Origin of the sequence: Azospirillum sp. TSH20, assembly GCF_003115935.1 — a bacterium.
GTDB lineage: Bacteria > Pseudomonadota > Alphaproteobacteria > Azospirillales > Azospirillaceae > Azospirillum.
Map to the genome: position 1 here is coordinate 105,178 of NZ_LGQU01000096.1, position 13,693 is coordinate 118,870.

12 protein-coding genes are annotated in these 13,693 nt (G+C 68.0%); 8 read left to right on the forward strand and 4 right to left on the reverse strand.

Annotated elements, in window-relative coordinates; all coding sequences use genetic code 11:
* Window positions 1–55: 55 nt before the first annotated feature.
* The 3 genes from TSH20_RS24260 to TSH20_RS24270 are packed head-to-tail and all read left to right on the forward strand — an operon-like array spanning window position 56 to window position 3,897.
* Complete coding sequence (locus TSH20_RS24260) at window positions 56–1,768, forward strand: NAD+ synthase (RefSeq protein WP_109155715.1); 1,713 nt, start codon at window positions 56–58, stop codon at window positions 1,766–1,768.
* 30 nt (window positions 1,769–1,798) lie between these two features.
* The gene (locus TSH20_RS24265) at window positions 1,799–3,115 is read left to right on the forward strand and encodes a nicotinate phosphoribosyltransferase (protein ID WP_109155714.1); all 1,317 of its coding nucleotides are present in this window, start codon (window positions 1,799–1,801) and stop codon (window positions 3,113–3,115) included.
* 17 nt (window positions 3,116–3,132) lie between these two features.
* Window positions 3,133–3,897, forward strand: a complete 765-nt coding sequence (locus TSH20_RS24270; protein WP_109155713.1) for an isochorismatase family protein — start codon at window positions 3,133–3,135, stop codon at window positions 3,895–3,897.
* A gap of 12 nt (window positions 3,898–3,909) precedes the next feature.
* Here the strand turns inward: TSH20_RS24270 and TSH20_RS24275 are convergent, their stop codons facing one another.
* Genes TSH20_RS24275 through TSH20_RS24285 form a run of 3 tightly spaced genes read right to left on the reverse strand, consistent with a single transcriptional unit; the run spans window position 3,910 to window position 6,095 of the window.
* Window positions 3,910–5,133 (reverse strand): glutathionylspermidine synthase family protein, encoded by a 1,224-nt coding sequence (locus tag TSH20_RS24275; protein WP_109155712.1) that lies wholly within the window; start codon window positions 5,131–5,133, stop codon window positions 3,910–3,912.
* Window positions 5,134–5,137: 4 nt separating this feature from the next.
* Window positions 5,138–5,722, reverse strand: a complete 585-nt coding sequence (locus TSH20_RS24280; RefSeq protein WP_109155711.1) for a DUF1190 domain-containing protein — start codon at window positions 5,720–5,722, stop codon at window positions 5,138–5,140.
* 19 nt (window positions 5,723–5,741) lie between these two features.
* Complete coding sequence (locus tag TSH20_RS24285) at window positions 5,742–6,095, reverse strand: DUF350 domain-containing protein (protein ID WP_247871132.1); 354 nt, start codon at window positions 6,093–6,095, stop codon at window positions 5,742–5,744.
* Between the two features lie 277 nt (window positions 6,096–6,372).
* Between TSH20_RS24285 and TSH20_RS24290 the strand changes: the two genes are divergently transcribed.
* From TSH20_RS24290 to TSH20_RS24310, 5 genes are read left to right on the forward strand one after another with little or no spacing between them, the layout of a single operon-like run.
* Window positions 6,373–6,957: a TetR/AcrR family transcriptional regulator gene (locus TSH20_RS24290; RefSeq protein ID WP_169054899.1), complete on the forward strand. Its 585-nt coding sequence runs from the start codon at window positions 6,373–6,375 to the stop codon at window positions 6,955–6,957.
* Window positions 6,954–10,367 carry an acyl-[ACP]--phospholipid O-acyltransferase gene (locus TSH20_RS24295; RefSeq protein WP_109155708.1) on the forward strand — a complete coding sequence of 1,138 codons (3,414 nt, stop codon included), beginning with the start codon at window positions 6,954–6,956 and terminating at the stop codon, window positions 10,365–10,367. Before TSH20_RS24290 ends, TSH20_RS24295 begins: the two co-directional genes overlap by 4 nt.
* On the forward strand, window positions 10,364–11,056 hold the full coding sequence (locus TSH20_RS24300; protein WP_247871131.1) for a CDP-alcohol phosphatidyltransferase family protein: 693 nt from the start codon (window positions 10,364–10,366) through the stop codon (window positions 11,054–11,056). Before TSH20_RS24295 ends, TSH20_RS24300 begins: the two co-directional genes overlap by 4 nt.
* Window positions 11,053–11,751: a lysophospholipid acyltransferase family protein gene (locus tag TSH20_RS24305; protein ID WP_109155706.1), complete on the forward strand. Its 699-nt coding sequence runs from the start codon at window positions 11,053–11,055 to the stop codon at window positions 11,749–11,751. The genes TSH20_RS24300 and TSH20_RS24305 overlap by 4 nt, the downstream gene beginning before the upstream one ends.
* A 20-nt stretch (window positions 11,752–11,771) precedes the next feature.
* Complete coding sequence (locus tag TSH20_RS24310) at window positions 11,772–12,725, forward strand: phosphatidate cytidylyltransferase (RefSeq protein ID WP_109155792.1); 954 nt, start codon at window positions 11,772–11,774, stop codon at window positions 12,723–12,725.
* Between the two features lie 60 nt (window positions 12,726–12,785).
* Here the strand turns inward: TSH20_RS24310 and TSH20_RS24315 are convergent, their stop codons facing one another.
* Complete coding sequence (locus TSH20_RS24315) at window positions 12,786–13,625, reverse strand: isocitrate lyase/phosphoenolpyruvate mutase family protein (protein ID WP_109155705.1); 840 nt, start codon at window positions 13,623–13,625, stop codon at window positions 12,786–12,788.
* Window positions 13,626–13,693 lie beyond the last annotated feature (68 nt).

Below are 13,693 nucleotides of genomic sequence, written 5' to 3' on the forward strand. Positions count from 1 at the left end.
CATGACGACCAAGCCCGCCGGACAGACCGGCGGCATTCGGCAAAGGAGCTTTGCCATGTCAACCACTCCGTCCACCACTCTGCGCATCGTCTGCGTCCAGGCCAACCCCACGGTCGGCGCCCTCCAGGATAACTTCGCCATCATCCGCCGCCGCCGCGAGCAGTACCGCGGCAAGGCCGACCTGCTGGTGTTCAGCGAATGTTTCGGCACCGGCTATCCGCTTCAGGATCTGGTGCTGCGTCCGGGCTTTCGGCGCGATTTCCGCACGGCGCTCGACGCGCTGGCCGGCGAGATGCGGGGCGACGGCGGACCGGCGGTGCTGGTCGGCGGTCCGCTCGACGGCGCCGCCCTGCCCCACAACGCAGCCTTTCTCATCGAGACCGACGGTTCGATGAAGATCGTGCTCAAGCACACGCTTCCAAACGACGAGGTCTATGACGAGAAGCGGGTTTTCGCCCCCGGCCCGCTGCCCTCGCCCGTCGATTTCCGCGGCTTCCGCTTGGGCATCGCCATCTGCGAGGATTTCTGGCACGGCAAGGTCGCCCAGTCCCTGGCGGCCGAAGGGGCAGAGGTGCTGATCGTACCGAACGGCTCGCATTTCAGGACCGGAAAGCAGGCGGTGCGGCTCGCCATCGGCCGGCGCACGGTCAAGGCCACCGGCTTGGCCGTCCTCTACGTCAATCAGATCGGCGGACAGGACAGCCTGGTGTTCGATGGGGGAAGCTATGTGATGGACCGGGCCGGGCTGGTGATCGCCCAGGCCGGCTTCCGGGAATGCGAGTTCGACATCACGCTGGAGCGCGGCGAGGACGGAGCCGTCGCTCTGCGGCGCGGCGACGTGCTCGGCATGCTGCCGAACGGTTACCCCGAGGAGACCGAGGCCATGTACCAGGCGTTGGTGCTGGGCTTGCGCGACTATGTGAACAAGAACGGTTTTCCCGGTGTGGTGCTCGGCATGTCGGGCGGCATCGACAGTGCTTTGTCGGCCGCCGTCGCGGTGGACGCGCTTGGCGCCGGGCGCGTGCTGCCGGTGCGCATGCCGTCGCCCTATACCTCGGCGGAGAGCATGGAGGATGCCGAACGGGCCGCCACCCTGCTCGGCACCCGCCTGCTCACCGTGCCGATCGCGCCGGCGATGGCCGCCTTCGACGGCATGCTCGCTCCGGTCTTCAATGACCTGCCGGTGCCGGTGGCGGACACCACGTTGGAGAATGTCCAGGCGAGGGCGCGCGGCATGACCCTGATGGCCCTGTCCAACCGGCTTGGGCTGATGGTGCTGAGCACCGGCAACAAGAGCGAGATGAGTGTGGGCTATGCGACCCTCTACGGCGACATGTGCGGCGGCTATTCGGTGCTGAAGGACGTCTACAAGACGGTCGTCTTCCGTCTGGCACGCTGGCGCAACACGCACCGCGCCGAAGGCCTGCTCGGCCCGCAAGGGGCCGTGATGCCGGACCGCATCATCGCCAAGCCGCCGAGCGCCGAACTGCGCGAGGGGCAGACAGACGAGCAGGCGCTGGGCGCCTACGAGCATCTTGACGCGGTGCTCGCGACCATGGTCGAGGGTCTGAATGGGGCGGACCGTGCCGCCGAACTGGCGAGCGCTGCCGTCGGCCAGCCGATTTCCACCGCCTATGCCGAGCGCATCGCCCGCATGACGGCGCGTGCGCAGTACAAGCGCGACCAGAGCCCTCCGGGCGTCGTCGTCACCGAACGGACCTATGGGCCGGGCTGGCGTCTGCCGGTCACCAACCATTACGGGCTGTGACCCGGTCAGCGAGAACAGGAGGTTTCAGCCATGCTCGTCAATTTCAGCAGCCGCGCCCACAACCACAATTTCGCCACCGACTTCATCGTCCGGTCTCTGCTCGACACCGACTGGTACAAGCTGGCGATGCTGCAATTCATCTGGCGGCATTTCCGCGACGTGAAGGTCCGCTTCAGCCTGATCAACCGCACCCGCTCGGTGAAGTTGGCCCGGATCATTGACGAGGCCGAACTGCGCCGCCAGCTCGACAATGTGCGCTCGCTGCGCCTGAAGCGGTCCGAGGCGGTCTGGCTGCAAGGCAACACCTTCTATGGGCAGCGCGGGATCTTCCGGCCCGAGTTCGTCGCTTGGCTCGCCGACGACTTCGCCCTGCCCGACTACCGGCTGTCGGAGGAGGACGGCCAGTGGCGCCTGGATTTCGAAGGGTCGTGGGCAATGACGACGATGTGGGAGATCTACGCCCTCAGCGTCATCAACGAGTTGAAGACGCGCGCCGCGCTCGCCAGCATGACCGAGACCGAACTCGACATCCTCTACGCCCGCGCCAAGGTGCGCCTGTGGGACAAGATCGAGCGGTTGCGCCCGCTCGAGGACCTCAGCCTTTCCGATTTCGGCACGCGGCGGCGGCACAGCTTCCTCTGGCAGGAATATGTCGTGGAGACGATGGCGGCCGAACTCGGCCCGCGCTTCATCGGCACCTCCAACACCCATCTCGCCATGAAGCACGATCTGGAGGCCATCGGCACCAACGCCCACGAGTTGCCGACGACGGTTGCGGCACTGGCGCGGAACGACGACGACCTGCAGGTGGCGCAGTACGATGTGCTGCGGCTGTGGCAGGAGACCTATGGCGGCGCGATGCTGGTTTTCCTGCCGGATACCTTCGGATCGACCCAGTTCCTGAAGGACGCGCCGGACTGGGTGGCGGACTGGACCGGAATGCGGGTGGATAGCAAGGAGCCGGTGACGGCGGGCGAGGAATACATCGCCTGGCTCGAACGGCACGGCCGCGATCCCCGCGAGAAGCGCGTCCTGTTCAGCGACGGGCTGGATGTCGAGGATATCGTGAAGCTTCACCAAACCTTCGGTGGCCGCATCCGCGACGGTTATGGCTGGGGCACCCTGCTGACCTCGGATTTCCGGAACTGCCACCCGCGCAACGGCCAGGGGCTCGATCCGCTGAGCCTCGTCTGCAAGGTGACCGCGGTCGAGGTCGATGGCGCCTGGAAGGGAGCCGTGAAGCTCAGCGACAATTACGAGAAGGCCACCGGGCCGGCCTCCGAAGTCGCCCGCTATCGTGCCATCTTCGGCACCGAGGGCGTCGCCAACGTCCCGGTGCTGGTCTGAACCGGAGGAGAGAAGCCATGACCGAGTCCATTATCAGCCCCGCCATTGGCCCCGGCGCCGCTCTGGAGGCCGTCGCCGCCGCCCTGCCGGTGCGAAGCACCAGCGTTTCGCTGGCCGGCAAACGGGTTGGGAAGCTCGACGTCGATCCGGTGAACGGGTTCGCCGCCATCGGCGGCGGCAATCTGGCGCCGCCGGTCGCCAATGCCCAGGTCAGCCGCATGATCGCCGAGATCGACCGCACCGACCGGCTGTTCCTCTCGGCAGGCTATCCCATCGCGGTGTTCCTCGACACCCATGAATCGGGCAAACCCGAATACCCCTACCCGCCCCACTGCGAGGCCGGCACCGGTGAGGAGAATCTGGTCGAGGCGTTGTCCTGGCTGGACGGCGCCCCCGGCGTCACGCTGATGCGCAAGGACTGCATCAATGGCGTGGTCGGGACGACCGACCTCTCGAGCGGGCGGAACCGGCTGTTCGACTGGATCGCCGCCAACGGCATCGAGACGCTTGTTGTGGACGGCATCTGCACCGACATCTGCGTGCTTCAGGCGGTGCAGGCTCTGCTGTCGGCGCGCAACCACGGCATGACCGGACCGCTGCGCGAGATCGTCGTGTATGAGCCGGGATGCGCCACCTACGATCTGCCGCTCGCCACCACCCGCAGCCTCGGCCTGCCCGACACCGCGGCCCACCCGCAGGCGGTCGCCCACCACATCGGGCTGTATCTGATGCAGGCGAGCGGCGCCATCATCGCCGACGAGCTTGTCTTCCGCGGCGCGTGACCGCAAGCGCCGTCAGGTCGGCGCGATCATGTGCGGGACGAAGCGGCTGGTGTTGCCGGTGATCAGGGCGCGGTCCTCGCGGATTCCCAGACCGCAGGCCTTGTCGCCGGCCATCCACACGCCGAGGACGGCATGGTTGCCATCGGCCTCCGCCAGCGGCGTGAAGGCCTGATAGACCCAGCCCTCGTCGACATAGGGCCCTTCGGTCTGCGCAATCGGCTGGCCGACCGGGAAGCCGGCGGCGTCGAGGGTGGCGATGCTGACGTTGCTGCCCTCGCGGCCGAGCAGCGGCTTCGCCACCACCATGCTCCCAGCCGGAAAGCCGGTGCGGTCGAGGGCCGTCGGCAACAGGTTAGGGTGGCCAGGGTTCAGTTCCCACAGCAGGGCGAACAGCCCCTTCGACGCCATCAACATCTTCCAGGCCGGCTCGATCATCCGGATCCGCCCTTGAGCGGCGGCGGTCACCAGTTCACGGCCGGTCGTCTCCCGGATCATCCAGTCCCAGGGATACAGCTTCATCAGGTGCCGGATCGGCAGACCGGCCTCATCCAGAAAACAGCCGGAGGCGTCGTCGTAGCGGATCGCCTGGATCGGCATCGCCTTGGTGGTCATGCCGGCGCGCAGCGCCAGGGTCTGGAGATAGGCGATGGTCGCCTCGTCCTCCGGATGCGGCATCAGGCAGGCGAAATGCACCGCCTCGGCCTGCGATGCCATAGTGGGAGATGCCAGGGCGGGAAACACCTGCATCCGCGCCTGCCAGCGCTCGACCAGGGCCTCCTCCAGGCTGTTGAACTGGTCGGCGTCCGGATGGACGTCCTGAAGCCAGCACCATTGGGCGACGGCGGTCTCATAAAGCGAAGTCGGCGTTTCCGCATTCAACTCCAGCGCCTTCGGCGCCCCGCCCTTGCCGTCCCAGGCGAAGTCGAAACGGGCGTAGAGCGCCATGTCCCGCCCCCCGCGCTCCGCCCAGCTTGCCTCGATGGCGGGAGCCGCCCAAGGGGGAAGTCCGACCGCCTCGTAAAGACCGCGCGTCACGACATGGCCGACCGCGTCCTCGCACAGCCGGTAAACCTCCTCGGCGGCGGCCTCCAGCGTCTCGATTTCGGCGAGGGAGAAGCGCCAGTAAGCGCTTTCGTCCCAGTAGGCCGTGCCGTCGGCATCGGTGTGGAAGGGAAAGCCGATCTCGTCGAGCTTGGTCTGCCACTGCGGGCGGGGGGCTGTCGGGACGCGCTCCATAGCCTCAGCTCCCCGAAAAGCCGCGCGACGAACCGGTTGAGCCGAACCCGGCGCTGCGCCCGCTCGTGGTGACCGAGAAGGACTTGCCCGCGTTGCCCGAACCCGGCCGGTAGTAGGAACCGGAACTGGAAGCCACGCCCCCGCTGCCCTGGCGAATCTCGTCCCGGCGCTGCGGCGGGAGCGGTGTCTCGGCGATCCGGGTGTTGCCGCTGCGGGCGTAACCCTGACGGTCGAAATAGACCGGCTGGGCGTAACCGCCGGTCAGGCTGCGGCCGATCATGAAGCCGACCAGTGCCGGAACGAAGACGTTCCCCGTGCCGCTTCCCACGCCTTCATTTGCCGGAGTGCAGGCACCATCGCCCATCTCCGCTTCGCAGGCCTCCCGGCTGGAGAAACGGGGTGCGCCCGCCAGATGCTCTTCGCGCGCAGCGGCAAAGGCCTCGGCACAGTCGCTTGCCGGCTTCTCGGCAGTGCAGGCTTCGACGGAGGGATAGACGGTCGCCTCTTCAGGGCCGTCATCGCCGCAAGCGAACAAGACCGGGCTGATGCCGCCCAGCAGCAGGGCCGCCACGGTGCGCGAGCGCTTCATCGGAAAGCCTTTCCTCGGATCAATAGGTCAGCGAGCCGTAGTTCAGCAGCCCGACCGCTATGGACAGGCTGGCAAGCAAGATACCGTAAGCGGTGCGGTCGGCTTCGACACCGGCCCGGAAATCCGGCAGCAGCACGCGCGAACCGGTGACGTAGACCAGAAGCTGCGACACCAGCGCGATCACACCCCACACCGCCAGATCGACGATGCTGGTGGTGTGGGAGGCGACGCTCGTCAACGGCAGGGCGAAGCCGATCATGGCGCCGCCCAGGGTCAGGGCCGCGGTCGTATTCCCCTGACGGACCAGGGCCAGATCGCGATAGGGGGTGACGGCGGTGTAAGCCAGGATGAACAGCAGCAGGAACCCCAGCATCACGACAGCGAAGAGCAAATATGACGGAAGGGTTGTCAGAGACTGGAGAATTGGCGTCATACCTTCATCCAACGTTGCATCGCCACCCCCTAGCGTTGCATCGTTCCTGGGCGTTCGACAAGGACGGATCGGGATGGCGGGGGGCAGAGCGCTGCGGCTCATAAGCGGTATATCCATGGGCTAGGACCGGCGCGCCGCGACCTATACTTTTTCGTCATTGCGCCCGTAAAATGGCGTCGTCACCTTGTGAGTGAACATTCATTCACATGGAGGCGTCATGTCCACCGATGTTCGCCACAAGGTCCGCGATGCCGCCATCGCGCTGTTCGCCCAGAAAGGGGTGAAGGCGACGACGGTCCGCGACATCGCCCGTTCCGCCGGGGTGTCGGAGGGAGCGCTCTACCGCCATTGGCCGAGCAAGGAGGAGCTGGCGGCCGACCTGTTCGCGGCGGAATACACGGCCATGTCGCAAAGCCTGCGGGACGCGGCGGGCCAAGGTCCGGCGCCGGAGCGGCTGCGGCGGGTCATCCGCCACGCTTTCCATCTGGCGGAGGCGGCTCCCGACCGCACCCGTTTTCTCCTGCTGTCGCAGCATGAATCGCTGCCCCTGGTGCCCAGGGGCCAGGAGACGCCGGTCGACGTGATCTGCGGCATCGTCGCCGATGGGATCGCGGAGGGCAGCATCGTGCCGGCCGACCGTGATGCGCTGTCCCACATCGTCATCGGCGCCATCGTGCTGAACGTGCAGTCGCAGGTCTACGGCCGGCAGACGGCACCGCTCTCCAGCCTCGCCGACCCGATTGCCGACGCGATCCTCACCGGCATCGCAACCCCCACCGCCAGGACCGGAGCCGGACAATGAACGCGTCATCCCTTCTCGCGTCGCGGCGCTTCCTGCCGCTGTTCCTGGCACAGTTCCTCGGCGCCTTCGGCGACAATGTCCTGCGCGGCGCCATCGCGGTGCTGGCGGTGTATGGCGTGTCCGGCGAGGGCGCGCTGAGCGGGGCGATGATTTCGACCCTGGCGGCGGGCGCCTTCACCCTGCCCTTCCTGCTGCTGTCCGCCACCGCCGGCCAGCTGGCCGACCGCTACGACCGGACGCTGATCGCCCGCATCGTCAAGCTGGCGGAAATCGGGCTGATGGCGATGGCCTCCTGGGGCATCGTCGCCGCCGACCTGCCGGTCCTGATCATCGCGCTGGTCGGCATGGGTGCCCATTCGACGCTGTTCGGGCCGGTCAAATACGGCCTGCTGCCCGACCTGCTCGAGCCGTCCGAACTGACCGCCGCCAACGGTCTGGTCGAAGCCGGAACCTTCGTCGCCATCTTGCTGGGCACCATCGCCGGCGGCTCGCTGGCCCTGCTCCACCCCTGGGCGGTGCCGGGTATGCTGGGCGCTTCCGCGGTGCTGGGTCTGGCCGCGTCGCTGTTCATCCCGCGCGCCGGCAATGCCGACCCGGCGGTGCATGTCGGCCTCAACCCGCTGTCGGTGACGGTGCGGGTGCTGCGCTCAGTCGCCGGCGACAGGGCGTCAATGCGGGCGATCCACGGCATCTCGGTGTTCTGGGGCGTCGGCGCGGTGGTGATGGCGCAATTCCCGTCCATCGCCCGCGAGACGCTGGGAACCGACAGCGGTGGCGCAACCCTGCTGCTGGCGGTGTTCGCCATCGGTGTGGCCGCCGGCTCGGTGTTCGCCGGCCTTAGCCACCGCACGCCGTCCACCGCCGACGCTGGCCACGCCGCGCTGGCCGGTCTGGTCGCCGCCATGGCAGGCGCCGTCCTACCTCTGTTGACACCGGTCGCCCCGGCGGCGGAGCCGCTTACGCCGCTGGCGCTGCTGGCCCAGCCCTGGGCGTTGCCGCTGCTGGCCGACCTGTTCGTCATCGCCGCCGCCGGCGGGGCCTTTGCCGTTCCGCTCTATGCGCTGATCCAGTACCGGGCGGCGGCGGGAACCCGCGCCCGCGTCATCGCTACCGCCAATGTGGTCAACGCGCTCTACATGGTGGCCGGCTCGGCCGTCGCCGCCGGGATGCTGGCGCTGGGTGTCTCGCCGCTGACGGTCGCGTCGGTGGGCGGCGCCAGCATGGTGGTCGCCGTGGTGATGACGCTCGCCGTCGATGCGCAGGCGCTGATGCGCGTGGTCTTCCGCGGCCTGTTCCGGCTGGCCTTCCGTGTCGAGGTCCGCGGGGCGGAGCATCTGGACGGTCTCGACGGCGCCGCCGTGGTGACGCCGAACCACCAGTCCTTCTTGGACGGCGCTCTGCTCGCCGCCTTCCTGCCGGGCATGCGCTTCGCGGTCGACACCCACATCGCCAAGCATCCGCTGGTCAAGCCGTTCCTGGCGATCGCCGACCATGTCACGATCGACCCGACCAACCCGCTCGGCACCCGAATCCTGGCCCGTGCGCTTGCCGACGGCGACAAGGTCTGCGTCTTTCCGGAAGGGCGGATCACCGTCACCGGGTCGCTGATGAAGATCAACGGCGGCCCCGGCATGATGGCCGACAAGGCCCGCTGCCCGGTGGTGCCGGTCTGCATCGAGGGCGCCCAGCGCTCGGTCCTGTCGCGGATGAAGGGCCGGCTGCGGCTCGGCCTGTTCCCGCGCATCACCATCACCGTTCTGCCGCCGGTCATGACTCCCGAGGTTGACGGTCTGGTCGGTAAGAAGCGGCGTGCCGCCCTGAAGTCCTGGCTGTCCCGCGTGATGACGGAGAGCGTCTTCGCCGCCCGCCCGCGGCAGGAAACGCTGATGCTGGCCCTGCTCGACGCCCGCCGCAAGTCCGGGGCACGGGAGGATGCCGTCCAGGACGGCGATTTCTCCACCCTGTCCTATCGTGCGCTGGCAGCCCGCGCCCTGGTGCTCGGCCGCATCCTGACGCGCGGTACGCAGGCGGATGAGCCGGTGGGCGTGCTGCTACCGACTGCCTCGCCGACGGCGGCGGTGTTCTTCGGCCTCGCCGCCCATGGCCGGCCGGCCGCCATGCTGAACTTCACCGCCGGTCCAGATGCGGTGAAGGCCGCCTGCCGCGCCGCCGGGGTGCGCCGGATCGTCACCTCCGCCCAATTCATCGAGAAGGCCCGCCTCGGCGCGCTGGTCGAGGCGCTGGCCGCCGACCACGCCATCATCCATCTGGAAGAGGTCAAGCGCGGGCTGCGGCTGGACGACAAGCTGCGCGCCCTGGCGGCACTGGTCGCGCCGGAACGGCTGCTGCCGCCGCAGGGCAGCGGCGACGACATCGCCGCCATCCTGTTCACCTCCGGGTCGGAGGGACCGCCGAAGGGCGTGGCCCTCAGCCATGGCAACCTGCTCGCCAACATGGCGCAGGTGGCGTCGGTGGTGGACTTCAACCGTCAGGATGTGGTGTTCAACTGCCTGCCGGTCTTCCACTCGTTCGGCCTGACCGGCGGCATGCTGCTGCCGATCCTGAACGGCGTGAAGACGGTGCTCTACCCCAACCCGCGCCATGTTCGGCTGATCCCGGAACTGGTCTACCAGACCAACGCCACCGTCCTGTTCGGCACCGACTTTTTCCTGAACGCCTGGGCGCGGTCCGCCGACCCCTACGACTACCGCTCGCTGCGCCTCGTCTTCGCCGGGGCCGAGCGGCTGCAGGACGAGACGCGGCGCGTCTACACCGAACGGCTGCGCGTCCATCTGCTGGAAGGCTACGGCACCACCGAGACCGCGCCGGTGATCGCCGTCAACACCCCGGCCCGCTTCCGCTCCGGCAGCGTCGGACAAGCCCTGCCCGGCATCGAGACCGAACTGGTGCCGGTGCCCGGCGTCGACGCCGGCGGGCGGTTGCGGGTGCGCGGGCCGAACGTGATGAAGGGCTACCTGCATGCCGACCGTCCGGGCGTGATCCAGCCGCCGGCCGATGGCTGGCACGACACCGGCGACATCGTCGAGATCGACGCCGACGGCTTCATCCGCATCGTCGGCCGGGTCAAGCGCTTCGCCAAGGTGGCGGGCGAGATGATCCCGCTCGGCCTCGTCGAAGAATTGGCGTGCCTCGCCGATCCTGACGCCACGCATGCCGCCGTCACCCTGCCCGATGCCAAGCGCGGCGAGCGGATCGTGCTGGCGACCACCAGCGTCGTCCTGGCCCGCGATGCGCTGGTCGCTACCGCACGCAGCCGGGGAGCGCCCGAAATCGCCATTCCGCGCGATATCCTGCGCATCGACGCCGTCCCGCTTCTGGGCACCGGCAAGACCGATTATCCGGCCGTGACGCGGTTTGCCGCGGACGCCGCAGCCAAGGAGCCTGCATGATGGAGACCTCCGCAACCGCCGCCAAAACTGCCGCCGCCAAGTCTGCCGCCGACCGGCGCCCCATCGCCACCCGGTCGGCCCGCTGGGCGCAACGGCTGGCGGCGTGGCTGACCACGACGCCGGTGTCCCCCAACCAGATCTCGCTGCTGTCGGCGGTGTGGGCGGCAATCGGCGGCGTCCTTCTGCTGCAGGGCGGTGTCCTGGCCTGGATCGGCGCCGCGCTGTGCGTCCAGTTGCGCCTCGTGTGCAACCTGCTCGACGGCATGGTCGCGGTGGAAGGCGGCAAGGGATCGCCGGTCGGCGCGCTCTATAACGAGATTCCCGACCGTGTCGCCGACACCGCCTTCCTGGTGCCGCTGGGCTACGCCGCCGGCCTGCCCTGGCTCGGCTGGGCCGCGGCGCTTGCCGCCACGATGACCGCCTATGTCCGCACTTTCGGCGGCGCCTTGGGGCTGGCGCAGGATTTCGGCGGCGTGATGGCCAAGCAGCGACGCATGGCCGCCCTCACCGTCGCCCTGCTCGCCCAGGCGGTCGAGCATGCGCTGTGGGGCACGAGCTACAGCCTGCTTGCGGCGGCCTGGATCATCATGGCCGGAAGCCTGCTGACCGTCGCGACGCGCACACTCGGCGTCGCCCGCCGCCTGAACGCCCAACATCTGGAAGCCCATCAACCGGAGGCCCGGTCATGAACGCTCTTTTCCAACCGGCGCTCCGCCATGGTTTGCTGGGGTTGACCCGCCTGCTGGTCGGTGCCCGCGCAAGCTGGGAAGGCAGTGCTCCCGCAGACGTTCCGCGCATCTATTTCGCCAACCACACCAGCCATCTCGACACGCTGGCCGTCATGGCGGCCCTGCCGGCGAAGCTGCGGGCGCGCACGCATCCGGTGGCGGCGCTCGACTATTGGGGCGGCTCGGCACTGCGCCGCGCGGTGGCGGTGGGATGCCTGAACGCGCTGCTGGTCGACCGCACCGGCAAGGCGACCGCGGAGGTGATGGATGCCATGGCGGCGGTGCTGGAAAGCGGGCAGTCGCTGATCCTCTTTCCCGAAGGCACGCGCGGCGACGGCACCGTGGCGCCGTTCAAGAGCGGTCTCTTCCATCTCTCCCAACGTGTGCCAAATGCCGAACTGGTGCCCGTCTTCATCGAGAACCTGCACCGCGTGATGCCGAAAGGCATGCCGCTGCTGGTGCCGCTGATCTGCACCATGCGCTTCGGCGCGCCGCTGGAACCGGTCGAGGGCGAGGACAAGGCGGCATTCCTGGAGCGGGCGCGCGCCGCGCTGGTGTCGCTGTCCCGGCCCGGCTCGCAGTCCGCCTCTCAGTCCAACTCCCAATCCGGCTCCCAGGCCAACCCCCAGCCCTCTGACCAACGGACCACCCGATGAGCAGCGTGATGAACTCAGTGATGACTGTTTTCACGACCACCGAACCGCTGTTCCTCTGGCTGTCGGGCGCTGCCCTTGGCCTGCTGGTCGTCGCCACCCTGATCGGCACCGTCCTGGCCTACCGCGTCCAGACGCCGGCCGGACGCGACACGGTGCGCAACCTGAACGCCCGCATCCGTTCCTGGTGGGTGATGGTGGCGCTGTTTGCCGCGGCGATGCTGCTGGGCAGCGTGGTAACGCTGGTCCTGTTCACCCTGCTCTCCTATCTGGCGCTGCGTGAGTTCATTACGCTGACGCCGACCCGGCGCGGCGATCATGCCGGGCTGTTCCTGTCCTTCTTCGTGGTCGTGCCGCTGCAATACTGGCTGATCGGGATCGGCTGGTACGGGCTGTTCTCGATCTTCATCCCGGTCTATGTGTTCATGGCACTGCCGTCGCTGTCGGTGCTGGGCGCCGACCCCACCGACTTCCTGACCCGCACCGCAAAGGCGCAGTGGGGGCTGATGCTGGCGGTCTATTGCACCAGCCACGCGCCGGCCCTGCTGTGGCTCGACATCCCCGGCTACCAGCTGCCCAGCGCCCTGCTGCTGCTGTACCTGATGACGGTGGCGCAGTTGAGCGACGTCTTCCAGTACGTCTTCGGCAAGCTGTGGGGCAAGACCCGGCTGTCGCCCGGCATCAGTCCGTCCAAGACGGTGGAAGGGCTGGTCGGCGGCGGGCTGACCGCCGTCGCCATCGGCACCGGGCTGCACGTCATCACGCCCTTCTCGCCGCTCCAGGCGGCGGGAATGTCGCTGATCATCGTGATCGCCGGATTCTTCGGCGGCTTCGTCCTGTCGGCGATGAAGCGCGACCTCGGGGTCAAGGATTGGGGCACCATGATCGAGGGGCATGGCGGCGTCCTCGACCGCCTCGACTCCATCGTGTTCTCGGCGCCGCTGTTCTTCCACCTCACCCGCTACTGGTTCACCTGACCAAGGGATGCGCCTGACAACGGGCAAACGTTCGAGTGGTGCCCCACAATTGCGACACACTCAATCGGGGCTACGGCCGTGTGTCCGGAAGAAACCGTTGAGTGTGTCGAACGGCTCGGCTTCGGAAAGGGCATCGAAACGCCCATGATCGGCCAACATCCGCGCCGCCCGGAGAAAGCCGCCCCACGCCGCGCGGCTGAGTGCGCTTCCAAGGCTGATCCGTCGCACGCCCAATTCGGCAATCTGCTGCACCGACAGACCGATCGGCGAGGAGACAAGCAGGTTGAGCGGCTTGGGTCCCACAGCATCGACCGCCGCCTTTATCACGCTCGGATTCCGCAGGCCCGGCGCATACAGGACGTCAGCCCCCGCCGCCGCGTAGGCAGGCAGCCGGCGCAGCACCTCCTCGACGGCCGCCGAATGATCGACCAGCACGGCTTCGCAGCGGGCGGTCAGGAGAACGCCCGTGCCTCGCAGCGACTCCGCCGCCGCCGCGATACGCTCGACGCCGTGGGAAAAATCGTACAGCGGCTTTGATGGATCGCCGGTGGCGTCCTCCACGGACAGGCCGGCCACGCCGGTTTCGGCGCAGAGCCGCACGTTGCGGGCCAGCCCCTCGACGTCATGGGCATAGCCGGATTCGAAGTCGGCATTCACCGGCAGATCGGTCGCCTGAACGATGTCGGCGATGTGGGACAGCATGTCTGCGCAAGACACCGCCCAATCAGCATCGGGAAGCCCCCGCGAAAAGGCAAATCCTGCCGAGGTGGAGGCCAGTGCGCGGAACCCGAGATGTTTCAGCATCATGGCGCTGCCGATATCCCAAGGGTTGGGAATGACGAAGCAGCCGTCCTTGTGCAGGTCGGAGAACGCGGTGCGAGTTTTGCTGTGATCGGCCATCACGGACTCTTTCTGAAATGGCAGCGCGGTCTCGGCTGAATGCCTCCCGCAAGGTACGGCAGCGGTCC

Excerpts from the sequence above, each read along its gene's own strand:
- TSH20_RS24300 (WP_247871131.1), top strand. The coding sequence starts at position 10,364 with ATGATGGAGACCTCCGCAACCGCCGCCAAAACTGCCGCCGCCAAGTCT.
- TSH20_RS24260 (WP_109155715.1), top strand. The coding sequence starts at position 56 with ATGTCAACCACTCCGTCCACCACTCTGCGCATCGTCTGCGTCCAGGCC.
- TSH20_RS24310 (WP_109155792.1), top strand. The coding sequence starts at position 11,772 with ATGACTGTTTTCACGACCACCGAACCGCTGTTCCTCTGGCTGTCGGGC.
- TSH20_RS24270 (WP_109155713.1), top strand. The coding sequence starts at position 3,133 with ATGACCGAGTCCATTATCAGCCCCGCCATTGGCCCCGGCGCCGCTCTG.
- TSH20_RS24295 (WP_109155708.1), top strand. The coding sequence starts at position 6,954 with ATGAACGCGTCATCCCTTCTCGCGTCGCGGCGCTTCCTGCCGCTGTTC.
- TSH20_RS24265 (WP_109155714.1), top strand. The coding sequence starts at position 1,799 with ATGCTCGTCAATTTCAGCAGCCGCGCCCACAACCACAATTTCGCCACC.
- TSH20_RS24285 (WP_247871132.1), bottom strand. The coding sequence starts at position 6,095 with ATGCTGGGGTTCCTGCTGCTGTTCATCCTGGCTTACACCGCCGTCACC.
- TSH20_RS24315 (WP_109155705.1), bottom strand. The coding sequence starts at position 13,625 with ATGGCCGATCACAGCAAAACTCGCACCGCGTTCTCCGACCTGCACAAG.
- TSH20_RS24275 (WP_109155712.1), bottom strand. The coding sequence starts at position 5,133 with ATGGAGCGCGTCCCGACAGCCCCCCGCCCGCAGTGGCAGACCAAGCTC.
- TSH20_RS24280 (WP_109155711.1), bottom strand. The coding sequence starts at position 5,722 with ATGAAGCGCTCGCGCACCGTGGCGGCCCTGCTGCTGGGCGGCATCAGC.
- TSH20_RS24290 (WP_169054899.1), top strand. The coding sequence starts at position 6,373 with ATGTCCACCGATGTTCGCCACAAGGTCCGCGATGCCGCCATCGCGCTG.
- TSH20_RS24305 (WP_109155706.1), top strand. The coding sequence starts at position 11,053 with ATGAACGCTCTTTTCCAACCGGCGCTCCGCCATGGTTTGCTGGGGTTG.